The sequence below is a fragment of the Segatella copri genome (genome assembly GCF_051861805.1).
Lineage (GTDB): Bacteria > Bacteroidota > Bacteroidia > Bacteroidales > Bacteroidaceae > Prevotella > Prevotella copri_M.
The window spans coordinates 2,519,369-2,533,592 of record NZ_CP146520.1; the positions used below are offsets into that span (position 1 = coordinate 2,519,369).

The following is a 14,224-nucleotide window of genomic DNA, read 5'->3' on the forward strand; positions in this document are numbered from 1 at the left end:
AATATCCTTGTTATGATAGATTCCTATGACAAGGGAAATTCCAAATTTTCTACATCTTTATATCTATGTAAATCTCGTTCCATTTGCTTACGCTCGGCTGAAGACCGCCTTCGGTTCCGGGATTCGGCTTCGGCAACGGGAGCTTGTCAAGCTCAATCTTGATGTGCGTCTCGTCCTTCTGCTCCGGGTCGTGAATCTGGTCGGTGACGTCGTCCTCGTAATACCATTTGCTGCCGTCGTTGAGCTGGGCGTAGACCATCAGTATGTGCTTGTTGGGCTGGATGGGACAATGACCGAAGACATTCACGCTGCCCGTTACCTTGGAATTGGCTACATCCATAGTTACCGGGAATGGGATGGTTACCTTTTCTGAGGATAACTCGTCGATGCCGGCAAACCAGCCGCCGGATAGACCTGAGATGCTGGCGCTCATCGCCTTCACTCCTCTCAGATTCTGCACGTTCTTGATTTCTACCGAGCAGTGCTTCACTCTCGCCTTCGGCTTCAGCGTGATGAACGATTTCTCTCCGTTGGTCTTTATCACCAGGCGCTCGGCATGGGCACTCCAGAGCATTTCGGGCTCTGACATTACCCGCTCCTTGCTGCCATCGCTGGCTCTCGGTGCCGACTGCGCCATGCTTGCCAGGAGACCCTGGAGCACTCGCGTTTCTGCCGAGGTTACCTCGAAGGACTTGCGGGTTTCCTTGCCGTTGATGCGGTGGGTTTCCTTGTCGCTGTTTACGCAGATGGCATCGTAGGTTCCGGCGGCTACGGAGATGCATCCGCCGTTGCGGTCGGTGAACTCATATCGCTGCGGTGCTCCGCCGTTTTCCGGATAGAGATAGAGACTCATGGTGGAAGGGTTGGCTTCGGGGGCTTCGCTCCAGTCGAAGGTTACCTCTACGTTCTGGCGATGCGGATGGTCGTAGCAGAGATCCTTGTGCTCGCACGAGGTGAGGAATTCTATCAGGAGGATGAGGAATGCCATGCATGCCAGTAGCTTGAGGAAGAGATACCACATCTGTTTATGATAATAGCCTTTTGTCATTTCTTACCTCCTTTCTTTTTATTGGTGTTTCCTTTGCCGAGCAGCCATACCAGGGAGATTTCTGCCTGGGTTGGGCCTAGCCACTTTCGCTTCTTGGTTTCCTGATAGACGTAGCATCCATCCCTCGGCACGTAGGTTTTGTAATTGGAATGGAGGTAGCCTATTCCCAGGGCGAAGTCGAGGTTGAGGCGGTTGGCTATCGGGTGGGAGTAGCCGTATTTGATGCCTGCGGCATAGGTGGCCTTGCTCTGGTAGCCCTTGGCTCCGAACTCGAAATCGTAGGTGAGGAAATCACCGTAGATGCCGAGGTGGTGGCCCTGCAGGGGCTTGGACTTGGAGAGGGTTCCGAAATACTTTCGGATTTCCAGGTCGCCGCCGTAGATGCGCCAGTAGCGATGCTTGGCGTCTTTGCTCCACCAGGCGAGCATTCCGCCTGCGCCTAGGGTCCAGCCGCTGCCGATGCTTGCTTCCAGGGATAGATTCGGAACCAGGAGGGCATCATAGAGGAGGTTGGATTTCAGGGCGAAATAGGAGGCGACTGGGGGCGCCTGGGGCTCGGGGTGGACCTGCGATGGAATCGCAGGGAACGGGGGCGAGGAAGGAGACTGGGAGGCGGACTCCAGACGGGCTTGCTCCTGGCTGGTTTCGGCTGCTGAAGGGGTGCTTTCGGCTGCCAGGGTTTTAACCTCGCATACTACTACGGCTCCTGTTCGGAGGGTGTAGAAGTGGTTGTCGAGCATGTATTTCCATGCCTTGCCGCCATCCAGGTTTTGCAGCTGGCGCTTTCTTCCATCCACCACCTTTCCGTTGCGGGTTACCCATTCGGGGGTGTGGCGGATGATTTGGAGAGCCTTGTTTCGCCATGGGGTCTTTTCCTTGGCTATCAGGGATGCCAGGCCTTGCCAGTCTTCTCCGGCTGAGGAAACGGTAAAGATACTGTCGGGCAGCACCAATGTTTCCTTCAGGTAGTCGCGCAGGCGTTCACCTCGGCGCTTCGCCACTCTCTTGTTGAGTGCCGAATTACCTTCGGGCGATGCCGCAGAAAGGATTCTGATGTGTTGCAGTTGTACGCACGGATTGCCTTTGATGGTCTGGATTCCCTGAGTCAGTGCCTTCATGTTGGCGGCATTGTCTCTATAGGAGAGTTCCAGCAGGGAGTAGCCTGGGCGGAAATATATCGTGGTCCGCAGGCTGTCCTGTATGGAAGCGGCGTATGCGTTTGCCAACAGGGTTGTCGGCATCAACACAACCATAACTATTTTCTTTACCATATAATACCATTTTTTATACTATCACTCATTCAAGGTCAGTGGCAGGCTGTTCTTAGAACCTGTTGCCATCTCCGCATTTCTTTCGTTTTTTGCATTATACCATATAGTTGAATGATTTATAAATTAATACTTGAGTTTCTTTCCTGTCTTCTTTATAAAAAGATAGACTTGGCTTATTGAGCTTTGAATTCCAAAATCAAATTTGCTTCATATTCGTTTTATCAGTATAGCACGTTGTACTGCTGAAACAGTTATACGTTAACTGTTGCTTTCAACACAAAAGAGACAGGAAACTGGCCAAATTTTATTGTATAGTTGCCAAAACTTTAACTAAAAAAGGCTTTTTTGAACATATCTGAGGAAAAATTGACAGTTTTTAGTTAATTAAATGTTAAAAGTGTTTTGAAATGATTGTTATTTCAGAAATCTTCCTACCTTTGCAGTGCAACAGTTAACGTATAACTCTTGCTCTAAATCACGCTTTTTCAACACCTTTTCTTCCTTTTGTTTGGAGATATGGAAGTTTCTCTATACCTTTGTCAATTGAAAAGGTATTTTTCAAGAATTATATAATAACAATCGATAAAAAAGAAAAAACATGAAGAAATTTGGATTTTTGAGAAGCATTAAGCAAATTTTTACTCCCCTATTCCATTCCAAGGAAAGCAGCAACAAGAAAATTATCATTGAGAAAGCAATCACAAAGGAAGATATCAATGAGAAAGCAAATAGCCAAGATGCCATCACCCTGGGAGAATTCATTCTGAGATATGCTGATTCCCGACAGAAAGAGGGAGAGAAAAGTTCGGAAGGAAGAAGCGGCAGTGTGCGCAGCGTTTTGTCGCATCTGAAGGTGGAGGGCTTTGACGGGATTCCGTTGAAGCAGGTGGATAAGGAGGTATGCAAGCGCATCATCTTCTACTTCCGCCATGCCCACGACCTTCGCCATCACGTGAAGAATCCCCGGCTTCTGGCTTGCAACACCATCTATACGAAGGTAAAAACCATTCAGGCTGTGCTTCAGGAAGCCGTGAACGAGGGGTATCTGGAGGTGAATCCGATGAAGCATCTCCCCTCTTCTTATAAGGTAAGGAGAGAGAAGACGCGGAAAGAGTTCTTTTCTGATGATGAAATCAAGGCCATGAAGACATCTCCCTGCGATATTCCGCAGCTGAAGGAGGCCGTGCTGTTCTGCTGCTATACGGCTATCAGGAAGAGCGACCTGCTGACCTTGTCGCCCAAGGATATTCAGGAAATTGATGGCGTTTATCATATCCACAAGCAGATGAAGAAGACGCAGAGCTGGGTAGATATTCCGCTTTCGGATGAGGCGTATGAGATTCTGAAGCAGTTGGATGGCGGTCCGGATTCTCCTTTCTTTTCTCTTCTTTCGCCTCATCATCTAAATGAGCACGTGAGGAAATGGCTTTCAGAGTATCACATCTCCGAAAAACATATCACCTTCCATTGCACCCGTCATACCTGTGCCTCGCATCTGATGAATCTGCATGTTGACATCTGCATCATCTCGTGCATCCTGGGTCACGAGAGCCTCTCCACCACCCAGCATTATCTTCATGGCATGGATGATAACAAAGTGGATGCGATGAGGATGCTGGGGGATAAGTGGAAGGTAGCCTGCTAGGGCTTCCTTTCATCGGATTTCAACATCTTTCGATATCTATTCTTTACCATCTTACTATTAGCAAGACAATCTTTTAGTTCTGCGAAGACTGCAGAATCAAGAGTACCAATCAATTCAATGTTCGTCTGAGACAAACGCTCTTGCAGTTCAAACTGTGACGCATCATAGATATCCAAGTTGGAACCATATACAAAAGTATTTTTCGAAAAAGAAAAACGTTCCCCATTTACTCTGTTGAGAATTTCCTCACCAGAAATAAAGACGAAAACATTCACGAAGCGCTCAGCTATATCCAAACAACCATGCTTTACTTCAACATCAGAAGGAACATGATCTTTAGATGTAGGAAGACTTGCCAACCTCATCCAATCTTTCCTGATAAAACTCGGCGGCACATGGAGACATTACTTTCGTGAAATCGATTTTCAATTCAGAGTTATTACACTCATGATTTTTGAAAGCCTCCAACAATCCGTTTTGGCTAGCCTCCTGATACCACAAAGTTCCCTTCTTGTGGTTTTCATTTACCAGTTCTGCAGCTGTCATCTTACTATATTTATTCAGGATATCGTTCATCATGCATATTTCGCATTCCGAAAATTCATCATCGCAAAAAGGTTTGATGGCAGTGATGTAAGTACCCCCATGCCTGGACTCCGCCTTGACATAATCCTTCAGCAGATATGGACCATCAGATAAGTCGATAAAGACATCTTTAGCTACGGGGCCAGCTTGCCAAACTTCATAAGGTATTCCCAGAAATGGCACATGATACCTTAGAACCATTCTCTCCTCCATGAGATAGAGCAATTTCAAAGCCTTAGTTTTGCTAAGGTCTGGCACTCGTTCTGCCACATATATCAGGGCATTGCCGAGTTTTTCTTTAGTTGATTCTGAAAATTTACACATAGCTATTCATTTTTGTGCAAAGTTAGAAATTTTATTTGTAAGTCCCCAAAAAATTATCATTTTTTATATTCATCTTTTTTTTCACTCAAGTTTCGCAAGTAAGCCCCACACGCCCTGAAAGGGCAGAAGCTCCTAGCCCAGGGCATCGCCCTGGGTGTTTATGGACGCAAAACTGTCGCCCTGTAAGGGCAAAAGCTTTCAAATACCTAGCAATATACAAAGCTTTTGCCCTTACAGGGCGCCTTGCTGATTGCCATTATACCCAGGGCGATGCCCTGGGCTAGGAGCTTTTGGGCCTTCAGCCCGTACTTGAACCACATGCGAAACTTCAGTTTTTCATTTCCCGAATGATACGGCGTTATTGCTAATTTAATCATCCTGCTGCCGTTTACGCCGCATCCACGAAATCGGGGGAACGGGAGATCTTCACCACGATGGGGCGATGGCGGACCAGCTGCATGCGGAGACGGGGCAGAAGCTGATCGTAATGCTCCTGACTGCGGATGAGGAAACCCAGATGAAGGCACTCGCCCACGATGATGCAACGGCGGCGCCAACCATGAATGCCATTCCCCATCGACAGAAATACCTTCCTGTTTTTCTCCTCCGGAACACAATCTGATTTCTCCTCCGGAGCACAATCTGCTTTCTGCTCCTTAGCACAATCTGATTTCTTCTCCGGAACACAATCTGCTTTCTGCTCCAAACCGCTGCCTATATCCTCCTTGCCACTATATATATAATAAGGTAATGCCGACGCCTTGTTGCGGCACATGACATACTCCCCCTCCGGCAGACTGCCGGTATCCTGCTCCAAAGTATCGCAAACGTGCTGACCATCTATCAGCAACCTGCCACTTACGGCATGATGATATCTACCAAAACGAATGATTTTAATCTCCATGATTCTACACTTTTAATTGTTTTCAGTACGAATGAAATATTTAGCCTTAAGGGTAAATATATTTAGCCTTAAGGGAAAATATTTTTTGCCTTAAGGATAAATATTCTTAGCCTTCAAGAAAGGGGGAATCACACCCCGTCGGGCTCCCCCAGATAGTAGAAGATGTAATCCACCATCTTGGGCGAGAAATCATGAACCGATGGCGTGTAGCCCAGTTCCAGCAGTTTGGCATAAAGCGGATGACATCCCTTTACCCAATCCATGAACTTATCCCTTGCCGCATGCCCATTCTGCTTGCTGTGGGGGAAGTAGAGATGAGCAAGCTCCTGCTTGCCCATCATTCTACGTTCTACGAAATGTTGTTTTGTAACACTCATCTAGTTTAAGTTTTTAGTTACTGATTCTGTTCTGATGGCAAAGTTACATAAAAATTCCGTTACCTGTATCAAAAAGATACATTCTTTAAGATTTTCATTTCAGATGTAACAGTGGCTGAAGCGTGGTGGCATCGAAGCATGGGCATGCTTTCTGCACACCTGGCAGGTCACGATGGCCCAGCACCTTGAGGATGGTGGGAAACTGCTGCTTCAGTTGCACGATGAGTTTCGCCATCGCCTTCTTTTGCTCCTCGGTGCGGGTGTCGGCTATCTGTCCCTGCTCGTCGAGTCCGCCCTCGTAGCAGATGCCGATGCTGTGGGCATTGTGCCCCTTGGCATGTGCGCCCATTCTCTCCAGAGGTCGGGTGGTCTCCACTCTGCCACTTCTGGTGATGTAGAAGTGGTAGCCGATGTAGCGCCAGTGGTTCACCTCCACATGGTCGTGAAAGAGTTGCTGCACTGGGTAAGGTTGGTTGCAGCGGGTAGCGCTGCAGTGAACCACAATCATTGTAATCAATCTAGCCATAATCTTGCATTTTAAAGTTAATAATCTACGATGTTCATTGGTTTGAACACTGCAAAGTTACAAAATCCGTTTTTGAAGAACTGACGCTATGCGGCGGTTCCCGTCGATTTCCTCAAGAGTGCCTTGTTTTTTACGTTTCCTTAACTGGTTGCTTTTGATAAGAGAGTTGAAGATTTTCCTTGGCTGGTTACATCTGATAAGAGAAATTTATGGATAGTTACCCCGGATAAGAAAAGCGGAAAAAGTATTACCTGCCGACAGTGGAAACCCTTACCTTTGATCAGATTCCCGGGAGGGACTGTTACATCTGATATGAGGCGGAAAATATATCTACCTATCAATCAGATTGTTATCGGCGAAAATTGCGCTTCTAGAATTATGATTATATGATATATAGAGAAAAAAAAGAGAAAGATGGTCATGACGGTTTCGAAGTTTTTTTCGGTAAAAATGAAAAAAAAACTGGTAAAAACTTGTTTGTTTCAAAATAAATATTTATCTTTGCAGCGCACTTTGGTTGTAAAAGACCATTGGCAGACATAGGGCAGGCTAGCAATAGGCTGCCAACGTTGCAGAGTTTATCTCTGAATTTGAAGCAAAAGCCTCTAGGAAAAGGTTCGGCAATAATTCCTTATCCTAGGGTATCCAAAAATCAAATTCAGACTAGAGCATTCGTGCGCAAACTCATGATAAGACATGGGGGTGCGACAAGCGAAGATTTCTGGTCTGATTCGACGATTTTTGGATAAGTGCCAGAAAAATAGCCGTATAACACTGGTGCATACTTTCGCTCGTCGTATCCCCATGATTTTTTTCATTGCCACCCCCACTTTATATAAACTATCCTAATTATGAGGACAATGAAAAGAATAGACAACTATTTTACTATTACCGAAGCCACAGAGCTTGGTACTCATTGCGCCCTGCACCACAGCTACAGCCCGCAAGAACAGAAGTATCTGTTCAGACTTGATGTGTTCGACCAGAAGGAGATCAGACTGGCTATCAGCCAAAAGGCTCACCATGGCGAAATGGATTTCAGCGCTTTTGAGCGCATTGACAACATGCTGCGCCTGGAAGTTCCTTACAAGGCATTGGAGCCTTGCAAGTCGCATTACCGCAACCTGGAGAAGGCGTTGAAGGACATCGGCAAGAAGCCGGTGGGCATCCCTTACACCGACTCTTCGGGTTCCTCTCCTACCCTGTGTTACAGGGAGTTTGCCTATCTTCTGCGCTACGTAAGGGATCACAAGGTGGGTCAGGAGAAGAGAGTTATTCTGGAGATGCCGATAGAGGTGGCGAAGTATTATTTCGCCTTGGATTTGGGTTATTTCAAGGTGTTGCCTCAGGTTTATGAGTCGTTCCGCCACCAGTCGGCCCGCTGTCTTTATCTTCTGAGCGAGAGTCGCCTGAAGCAGGGTTACGTGAAGTTTCGTCCTGCCGAGCTTCTGTCTCTGCTCACCAGCAATACGGAGTATCGTGGCATGGGAAATCTGGAGTATTTCCAGTTGTCCGTGGCTGAGGAGGAGATTAAAAATGCTTACAATATTAATCTTCTTGATTACATTGTCATTCATACGATAGCCACCTGCCGCAACCAGGTGGTGGGAACTTATGGGAGTCTTGTGATATTTGAAATCAAGTATCGCAACGAGGATGAGATGGAGCTGAAGCCGGCAGACAGGCAGGAGTTGGTGTTCATGAAATTTAAGCTCAGAAAAACGCTTACCGAAGCTCCCTGGAATGTAAACTTCAATGTGGCGTATGACTTGAGCGAACGCCTCACCCTGGAAGACAAGGACCCCGTGAATCAGTGTTTCACCGCAGCCTATGACGCGAAGGCGAAGCATGGGTTGAAGAATCCTCCGGGCTATATCGTGAAATGTCTGGATAAGATATTGAAGAAGAAGAACTAATCTACGCTGGTAGGCAATCAGTTAGCTATTCATCGGATGTTTTATTCTCATCCGATGAATAGGAAAAATCCCATTGCCTTCCTTTTGATATGAAATTATAATAGTTTTCGAAAACTTCTCTTGACAGATGCAGATTTTCTTAAACAATCCAAAAGCTCTTGCATCTCGGTCTCAAACAACCTGCCTTTCAAAGTTACCATTGACAGATGCTCTTTTATCTGCTTCTTAAATAATTCCAAATCAAAAAAAGCAATCCTATAACCATAAACATAGGTGTCACGTGGAAAAGAGAACGTTTCACCTGCAACATCAGAAAAGGCGATATCTTTGCCTGCCTTAAAATAATAACAATTAAAATTAATTGTACTATCATCAATACAGCCATGAACCTTACTCATATTACTAGGAATATGGTCATGAGAAGTTGGCAAACTTGCTAATATAAGTTGATTATCTACTTCCTTTAAGACCAAGAAATACTTGGGTTTAGGCGTATTGCCATTTTCAAAATAGAATGGCTCAAAATAAAGTATATTGCCCTCTTTAAACATAAGCCTTAATATCTAGAATAGGCTCTGCTTGTTTGCAAAAAGTCTATTTGGTCGTTATAAAAATCCTTGCCAGTTTCTGTCAACTCATCTCCAAAATCGATGAGGAAATCAGAATTATTCATTAATTTTTTCTCGAACTTATCCAGCAATTTATTCTCGGATGCAATCTTATACCATAAGCTGCCTTTCTGATGAGTCAGTTGCACTAATTCTCTGGCAGTCTTATTACCATATTTCTTTAGTACCTCTTGCATCACTAAAATGTCATTGTCAGAGAATTCATCGTCATTGAATTCTCTAGAAGCTTGAATATACGTTGCATCCCCAACAATTTGCTTTCTTACATAACCATCGAGCAATACTGGTGTTTCTGACAAATCAATAAAAACATCTTTTGCCACAGGTCCTGCTTGCCAGACCTCGTATGGCAAACCGAGAAACGGCGTATGAAACCTACGCACGCTATATTCCTCCATAAAATATAATAGCTTAAGCAGTTTTGTTTTGCTTAAGTTAGAACAATGTGATGCTATATATATAACCGCATTGCCCAATTTATCTCTATCGTATTTTGTTATCATAACAATGTCTTTTTTAATACTGCAAAATTACGTCAAATATCTGAATTTACCAAGTCTTTTAGCGATTTTAACAAAAAAAGTCTCTGTCATTCTGATGAACTGGCGAACATTCCTTGTTTTTGGGCTACAAATTTTGTATCTTTGCATTGTCGTTGAAACACAACGGCTTGCAGAGATACAAAGGATCTGCAATTTTATTGAACTAAAAACTTAAAATGTTATGGGAATTAATGTAAAAGCAGTGGAGCGCAAGATCGCTTATTTGAGTAAGGAGAAGGATGTGTACATGTACGTGATGCAGCCTATGTTCTACAACAAGCTCACCCCGGAGAAGGTGATTCAGGAGGCTGCCATCCGTGGCGGACTGACCACCGCCGTGATGAAGGTGGCCTACTCAGCCTTGAGCGAGGTGCTGAAGGCATGGGCCACAGAGGGTCACTCGGTGGCTATCCCGGGTCTGGGCACCATGCGTTTCGGTCTGCGTGCCGATGCGGTGAAGTCGGTGGATGAGGTGAGCAGCAAGCTCATCACCCTGCGCCGCGTGATTTTCACCCCGAGTGTGGAGATTAAGCAGGAGCTTGCCAACACGAGCATCAGCATCACCTGCTACGACCGCAACGGCAAGATTGTGAAGAACGTATCTTCCAAGGATTCGAATGATGTGGAGGATACTGAGGGCGACGGCAAGGAGAACGGCGGCACTACTGGCGGCACAGCAGGCGGTTCTACTGGTGATCATGCTGGTGGCAACACTGGTGATACCACCAGCGGCAACACCGGAGAAAGCACTGGTGGCGGTTCGCAGACTGGCGGCACGGGATCTGAAGATGGCAACGAGCACATCGTATTGTAGAACAGCTAAACAGAAAGGATGTCTATGTCGAAAGAAAACTGGAAACTGGTACTTAAGGTTTTGATTTCGTTGCTTACGGCTATCGGCGCCACGCTGGGTGTAACGAGCTGCATGTAAATCAAGATTGCCGGAACAAGGCAAGATTGCTGGAACACAAAAAGTGGATTAGCCAATAAGGCTAATCCACTTTTTTTATATCGCTTAAGTAGCTAAATGCATCAAGCAAAGCTTCCCAAACTTAATCTCCTATCCTTCAGGTATGTTCAATTTTACTTCATGACAACACCATTGTCATAAAGATACTCAGGTGCAATGTCGGCACCATTATACCAAAAGATAGTTTGGTCTAAACCAAATTGAATAAACTTTTTCTTGTCCTTCAATTCCTCAAAAGCAGGATACTTTAAAAGAGGCTGTAAATCAACCTTTTTCTTTACCCCATCATTGAATGTACAAAGAAGAGTATAATCTCCTAAGTAATCTACATCTTTAACTGCCAGTATCATATTCTTCCGATTTTTAACGTTGTACTTTTTTAATAGTTTCTCCACGCTGAGCCTTTTCCCATAATTCCATGATTTCTTTCTCATGTTCATCAATAAAGTCATTAATCAAATGAATGGTTTTTGACTTAGCTCTTCCTTCCACAATTCTATCCTTAATAGTAATTGTGAATTCGCCTTCACCACTTCTCACATGAATATGTGGGGGATTATGGTCAAAAGCATAAATATAAATCAATATACCTTGTATTACATATACAGCTCCCATACATTTCTTTTTTAATACTAAATTATGCCTGCAAAGATACACTTTTATTTTGAAAGCGCAAAGAAAAATGAGAAAATAATAAAGAAAAAAAGTGGATTAACCTTTCGATTAATCCACTCTTTCGTGATTCCGTTGGGGTTCGAACCCAAGACCCACAGCTTAGAAGGCTGTTGCTCTAATCCAACTGAGCTACGGAACCATCCTTGCTAATTTTGTTAAGCGAGTGCAAAGGTACTGCTTTTTTTTGAAACTACCAAATTTTTCGGAAACTTTTTTCAAAGATAATCTAAAAAGAAATCAAACCCGCCCATTTATATTAGTTTACTCAAGTTTCGCAAGTAAGCCCCACACGCCCTGAAAGGGCAGAAGCTCCTAGCCCAGGGCATCGCCCTGGGTGTTTATGGACGCAAAACTGTCGCCCTGTAAGGGCAAAAGCTTTCAAATACCTAGCAATATACAAAGCTTTTGCCCTTACAGGGCGCCTTGCTGATTGCCATTATACCCAGGGCGATGCCCTGGGCTAGGAGCTTTTGGGCCTTCAGCCCGTACTTGAACCACATGCGAAACTTCAGTTAGTTTATAGACACCCGAAGGGGATAAACAGAATAACTTCTTATTCGCCCCCTTCGGCTATCATTTTTTACCAAAGCTCCAAACGATTGTTCTTTGGAATAAACATCTTGTCGCCCTGCTTTACGCCGAATGCCTCGTACCAGGCATCGATGTGAGGGAGAGCACCGTTAACACGCCACTTGCCAAGAGCATGAGGATCGTTCTTCACACGGTTGCGAATCTCCTTCTCGGTGATGTTCTGACCCCAAACACCGGCATAGGCGAGGAAGAAACGCTGGTCGGCAGTGAAACCGTCCTTGTTCTTCAATGGCTTCTTGGCTGTCGCATTCTTGAAGGCATTGAAGGATACCATCAAACCGCCGTGGTCGGCAAGGTTCTCACCCAGAGTGAAACGGCCGTTGGCATTCAAATCAGGCAATACCTTGATGTTGCTGAAGAAATCTGCATACATATCCGCACGCTTGTTGAAACCCTCGGCATCAGCTGGCGTCCACCAATCCTTCAGGTTACCGCTGGCATCATACTGGCGACCCTGGTCGTCGAAGCCGTGGGTCATCTCATGACCGATTACCACGCCGATGGCACCATAGTTGAATGCTTCGTCGGCCTTGGCATCGAAGAATGGATACTGAAGAATTCCGGCTGGGAAGCAGATTTCGTTGGTGGTTGGGTTGTAATATGCGTTCACGGTCTGAGGAGTCATGAACCACTCTTCCTTATCCACTGGCTTACCTGCCTTCTCGGCTATCATCTTGTCGGCACGGAACTTACGGCACACCAATACGTTCTCGTAGAAACTCTTGGATGGGTCGATGGTCAGCTTGCTGTAGTCGGTCCACTGCTTTGGATAGCCAATCTTCACGTAGAACTTGCTGAGCTTGTCGTGGGCAGCCGCCTTGGTTTCAGCGCTCATCCATTTCTGAGCGTCGATGCGCTGACCGAGACTGATCTGCAGGTTCTTCACCAAAGTCTCCATCATCTTCTTGGAAGATTCAGGGAAGAACTTCTTGCAGTAGATTCTTCCGAGCGCCTCGCCCATCTGATCCTCTACCTGCGCTGTGGCACGCTTCCACAATGGGTGATCCTCCTGACGGCCGCTCATGGTCTTGCCGAAGAAATCGAAGTTTGCCATGCGGATATCGTCGCTCAGGTATGAGCAGGAATTGCAGATAACGCCCCACTCCATCAACGCCTTCAAGGTTTCGGCGTTCTCGGCAGCAGAAATCTTATCGTATCCGGCGAGGAAGGCAGGCTGACCTACCACCATCTGCTGGATATACTCGCTCTTGATGCCCTCGGCATTGGCAAGTGCCTCCAGCGGAATGTTAGGATAGTTCTCCTTGAACTCCTTCAGGGTCATCTTGTTATAGTTTGCCTGTGGGTCACGCAGTTCGGTGCGGCTCTTTGAGATGAGGGCGAGATTGGTTTCGTGGAGGAACACCTTCTCTGCCTTCTTCTGAGCATCGGCAGCAGAGAATCCGTAGAGCTGGAACATCTGGGCGATGTACTTTTTGTAAGCCTCACGGATGGCTACTGTGGCAGCATCGTTGTTGAGATAATAATCCTTGGCACCGAGGGTCAAGCCACCCTGGAGCACATTGAAGATGTTCATGGTTACGTTCTTCTCGTCGGCTGCGAAGTAAGAACCGTAATCCACGCCGAGACCCAGGGCAGCATACTTAATCTGCAGTTTCTGCAAATCTGCCTTGGTCTGTGCTGCAGCGAGTTCTGCGAGCAGAGGCTTCACTGGGGCGATGCCTTCCTTGTTGCGGCGGTCGGCATCGAGTGCCATCTTGTAGAAATCAGAGAGTTTTCTCTCGATGGTTCCTTCCTTGTAGGTCTTCTTCTCGAGTTCTGCAAGGATTGAGTTAATACGTTTGTTGTTGTCTTCTGTGAGCTTGTCGAAACTGCCATATCGGCTGTAGGCAGCAGGCAGTGGGTGGCTTTTCTGCCATCCGCCTGTGGCAAACTGGTAGAAATCATCAGCCGGCTTGGCTGTCTTGTCAAGATTGCCCATGACAAGTCCCGATTTGTTCTGAGCGTCAGCTGCCAAAGGCATGGCAGCGAGCATCATCATCGGAAGAATGTACTTCATTTTCATTTTCTCGTTATTTTATTGATTTAATTATGAATTCAAGTTTCGCAAGTATCTTCCCCATACGCCCTGAAAGGGCAGAAGCCCCTAGCCCAGGGCATCGCCCTGGGTTAGCATGGATGCAAGCCTGTCGCCCTGTAAGGGCAAAAGCTTTCAAGTTCCAGGCAATATACAAAGCTTTTGCCCTTTCAGGGCGCTTTGTTG

General features: G+C 46.0%; 16 protein-coding genes and 1 tRNA gene. 4 read left to right on the top strand and 13 right to left on the bottom strand.

Annotated elements, in window-relative coordinates:
* Window positions 1-49: 49 nt before the first annotated feature.
* Both V8Z93_RS09765 and V8Z93_RS09770 read right to left on the bottom strand, forming a co-directional pair.
* Window positions 50-1,048, bottom strand: a complete 999-nt coding sequence (locus V8Z93_RS09765; protein ID WP_439431389.1) for a DUF5119 domain-containing protein — start codon at window positions 1,046-1,048, stop codon at window positions 50-52.
* Complete coding sequence (locus V8Z93_RS09770) at window positions 1,045-2,319, bottom strand: DUF3575 domain-containing protein (RefSeq protein ID WP_439431390.1); 1,275 nt, start codon at window positions 2,317-2,319, stop codon at window positions 1,045-1,047. Before V8Z93_RS09770 ends, V8Z93_RS09765 begins: the two co-directional genes overlap by 4 nt.
* A gap of 598 nt (window positions 2,320-2,917) precedes the next feature.
* Here V8Z93_RS09770 and V8Z93_RS09775 point away from each other — a divergent pair.
* Window positions 2,918-3,964, top strand: coding sequence for a tyrosine-type recombinase/integrase (locus V8Z93_RS09775; protein WP_439431391.1), 1,047 nt, complete (start codon window positions 2,918-2,920; stop codon window positions 3,962-3,964).
* Here the strand turns inward: V8Z93_RS09775 and V8Z93_RS09780 are convergent.
* The 5 genes from V8Z93_RS09780 to V8Z93_RS09800 all read right to left on the bottom strand — a co-directional run bounded on the left by V8Z93_RS09780 (window position 3,961) and on the right by V8Z93_RS09800 (window position 6,680).
* Window positions 3,961-4,329 (bottom strand): hypothetical protein, encoded by a 369-nt coding sequence (locus V8Z93_RS09780; protein WP_203051867.1) that lies wholly within the window; start codon window positions 4,327-4,329, stop codon window positions 3,961-3,963. The two genes, V8Z93_RS09775 and V8Z93_RS09780, sit on opposite strands and share 4 nt — an antisense overlap.
* Window positions 4,301-4,873: a type II toxin-antitoxin system antitoxin SocA domain-containing protein gene (locus V8Z93_RS09785; RefSeq protein ID WP_439431392.1), complete on the bottom strand. Its 573-nt coding sequence runs from the start codon at window positions 4,871-4,873 to the stop codon at window positions 4,301-4,303. The genes V8Z93_RS09780 and V8Z93_RS09785 overlap by 29 nt, the downstream gene beginning before the upstream one ends.
* A 388-nt stretch (window positions 4,874-5,261) precedes the next feature.
* On the bottom strand, window positions 5,262-5,777 hold the full coding sequence (locus V8Z93_RS09790) for a hypothetical protein (protein WP_439431393.1): 516 nt from the start codon (window positions 5,775-5,777) through the stop codon (window positions 5,262-5,264).
* 128 nt (window positions 5,778-5,905) lie between these two features.
* Window positions 5,906-6,154: a DUF4248 domain-containing protein gene (locus tag V8Z93_RS09795; protein WP_203038412.1), complete on the bottom strand. Its 249-nt coding sequence runs from the start codon at window positions 6,152-6,154 to the stop codon at window positions 5,906-5,908.
* A gap of 94 nt (window positions 6,155-6,248) precedes the next feature.
* A complete protein-coding gene (locus tag V8Z93_RS09800) occupies window positions 6,249-6,680 on the bottom strand; it encodes an N-acetylmuramoyl-L-alanine amidase (RefSeq protein WP_217764631.1) in 432 nt (143 codons plus the stop codon).
* An 860-nt stretch (window positions 6,681-7,540) separates the two neighbouring features.
* Here V8Z93_RS09800 and V8Z93_RS09805 point away from each other — a divergent pair.
* On the top strand, window positions 7,541-8,596 hold the full coding sequence (locus V8Z93_RS09805; protein ID WP_439431394.1) for a hypothetical protein: 1,056 nt from the start codon (window positions 7,541-7,543) through the stop codon (window positions 8,594-8,596).
* A gap of 95 nt (window positions 8,597-8,691) precedes the next feature.
* Here the strand turns inward: V8Z93_RS09805 and V8Z93_RS09810 are convergent, their stop codons facing one another.
* A complete protein-coding gene (locus tag V8Z93_RS09810; RefSeq protein WP_203038409.1) occupies window positions 8,692-9,147 on the bottom strand; it encodes a hypothetical protein in 456 nt (151 codons plus the stop codon).
* A 5-nt stretch (window positions 9,148-9,152) separates the two neighbouring features.
* Window positions 9,153-9,728 carry a Panacea domain-containing protein gene (locus tag V8Z93_RS09815; protein ID WP_203038408.1) on the bottom strand — a complete coding sequence of 192 codons (576 nt, stop codon included), beginning with the start codon at window positions 9,726-9,728 and terminating at the stop codon, window positions 9,153-9,155.
* A gap of 220 nt (window positions 9,729-9,948) precedes the next feature.
* Between V8Z93_RS09815 and V8Z93_RS09820 the strand changes: the two genes are divergently transcribed.
* On the top strand, window positions 9,949-10,581 hold the full coding sequence (locus tag V8Z93_RS09820; protein ID WP_439431395.1) for a DNA-binding protein: 633 nt from the start codon (window positions 9,949-9,951) through the stop codon (window positions 10,579-10,581).
* 24 nt (window positions 10,582-10,605) lie between these two features.
* Window positions 10,606-10,698, top strand: a complete 93-nt coding sequence (locus V8Z93_RS09825) for a smalltalk protein (protein WP_203051860.1) — start codon at window positions 10,606-10,608, stop codon at window positions 10,696-10,698.
* A gap of 152 nt (window positions 10,699-10,850) precedes the next feature.
* Here V8Z93_RS09825 and V8Z93_RS09830 read toward each other — a convergent pair whose 3' ends face one another.
* The 4 genes from V8Z93_RS09830 to V8Z93_RS09845 form a co-directional block, all read right to left on the bottom strand.
* Complete coding sequence (locus tag V8Z93_RS09830) at window positions 10,851-11,087, bottom strand: DUF2442 domain-containing protein (protein WP_203051859.1); 237 nt, start codon at window positions 11,085-11,087, stop codon at window positions 10,851-10,853.
* Window positions 11,088-11,100: 13 nt separating this feature from the next.
* Window positions 11,101-11,352, bottom strand: coding sequence for a DUF4160 domain-containing protein (locus tag V8Z93_RS09835; RefSeq protein ID WP_203051858.1), 252 nt, complete (start codon window positions 11,350-11,352; stop codon window positions 11,101-11,103).
* Window positions 11,353-11,476: 124 nt separating this feature from the next.
* A tRNA-Arg gene (locus V8Z93_RS09840) sits at window positions 11,477-11,551 on the bottom strand.
* Between the two features lie 441 nt (window positions 11,552-11,992).
* Window positions 11,993-14,026, bottom strand: a complete 2,034-nt coding sequence (locus tag V8Z93_RS09845; protein WP_439431396.1) for a M13 family metallopeptidase — start codon at window positions 14,024-14,026, stop codon at window positions 11,993-11,995.
* Window positions 14,027-14,224 lie beyond the last annotated feature (198 nt).

Coding starts and splice junctions, on each gene's coding strand:
- V8Z93_RS09785 (WP_439431392.1), bottom strand. CDS start 4,873: ATGTGTAAATTTTCAGAATCAACTAAAGAAAAACTCGGCAATGCCCTG.
- V8Z93_RS09830 (WP_203051859.1), bottom strand. CDS start 11,087: ATGATACTGGCAGTTAAAGATGTAGATTACTTAGGAGATTATACTCTT.
- V8Z93_RS09775 (WP_439431391.1), top strand. CDS start 2,918: ATGAAGAAATTTGGATTTTTGAGAAGCATTAAGCAAATTTTTACTCCC.
- V8Z93_RS09795 (WP_203038412.1), bottom strand. CDS start 6,154: ATGAGTGTTACAAAACAACATTTCGTAGAACGTAGAATGATGGGCAAG.
- V8Z93_RS09770 (WP_439431390.1), bottom strand. CDS start 2,319: ATGGTAAAGAAAATAGTTATGGTTGTGTTGATGCCGACAACCCTGTTG.
- V8Z93_RS09780 (WP_203051867.1), bottom strand. CDS start 4,329: ATGAGGTTGGCAAGTCTTCCTACATCTAAAGATCATGTTCCTTCTGAT.
- V8Z93_RS09835 (WP_203051858.1), bottom strand. CDS start 11,352: ATGGGAGCTGTATATGTAATACAAGGTATATTGATTTATATTTATGCT.
- V8Z93_RS09820 (WP_439431395.1), top strand. CDS start 9,949: ATGGGAATTAATGTAAAAGCAGTGGAGCGCAAGATCGCTTATTTGAGT.
- V8Z93_RS09825 (WP_203051860.1), top strand. CDS start 10,606: ATGTCGAAAGAAAACTGGAAACTGGTACTTAAGGTTTTGATTTCGTTG.
- V8Z93_RS09790 (WP_439431393.1), bottom strand. CDS start 5,777: ATGGAGATTAAAATCATTCGTTTTGGTAGATATCATCATGCCGTAAGT.
- V8Z93_RS09845 (WP_439431396.1), bottom strand. CDS start 14,026: ATGAAAATGAAGTACATTCTTCCGATGATGATGCTCGCTGCCATGCCT.
- V8Z93_RS09805 (WP_439431394.1), top strand. CDS start 7,541: ATGAAAAGAATAGACAACTATTTTACTATTACCGAAGCCACAGAGCTT.
- V8Z93_RS09765 (WP_439431389.1), bottom strand. CDS start 1,048: ATGACAAAAGGCTATTATCATAAACAGATGTGGTATCTCTTCCTCAAG.
- V8Z93_RS09810 (WP_203038409.1), bottom strand. CDS start 9,147: ATGTTTAAAGAGGGCAATATACTTTATTTTGAGCCATTCTATTTTGAA.
- V8Z93_RS09800 (WP_217764631.1), bottom strand. CDS start 6,680: ATGGCTAGATTGATTACAATGATTGTGGTTCACTGCAGCGCTACCCGC.
- V8Z93_RS09815 (WP_203038408.1), bottom strand. CDS start 9,728: ATGATAACAAAATACGATAGAGATAAATTGGGCAATGCGGTTATATAT.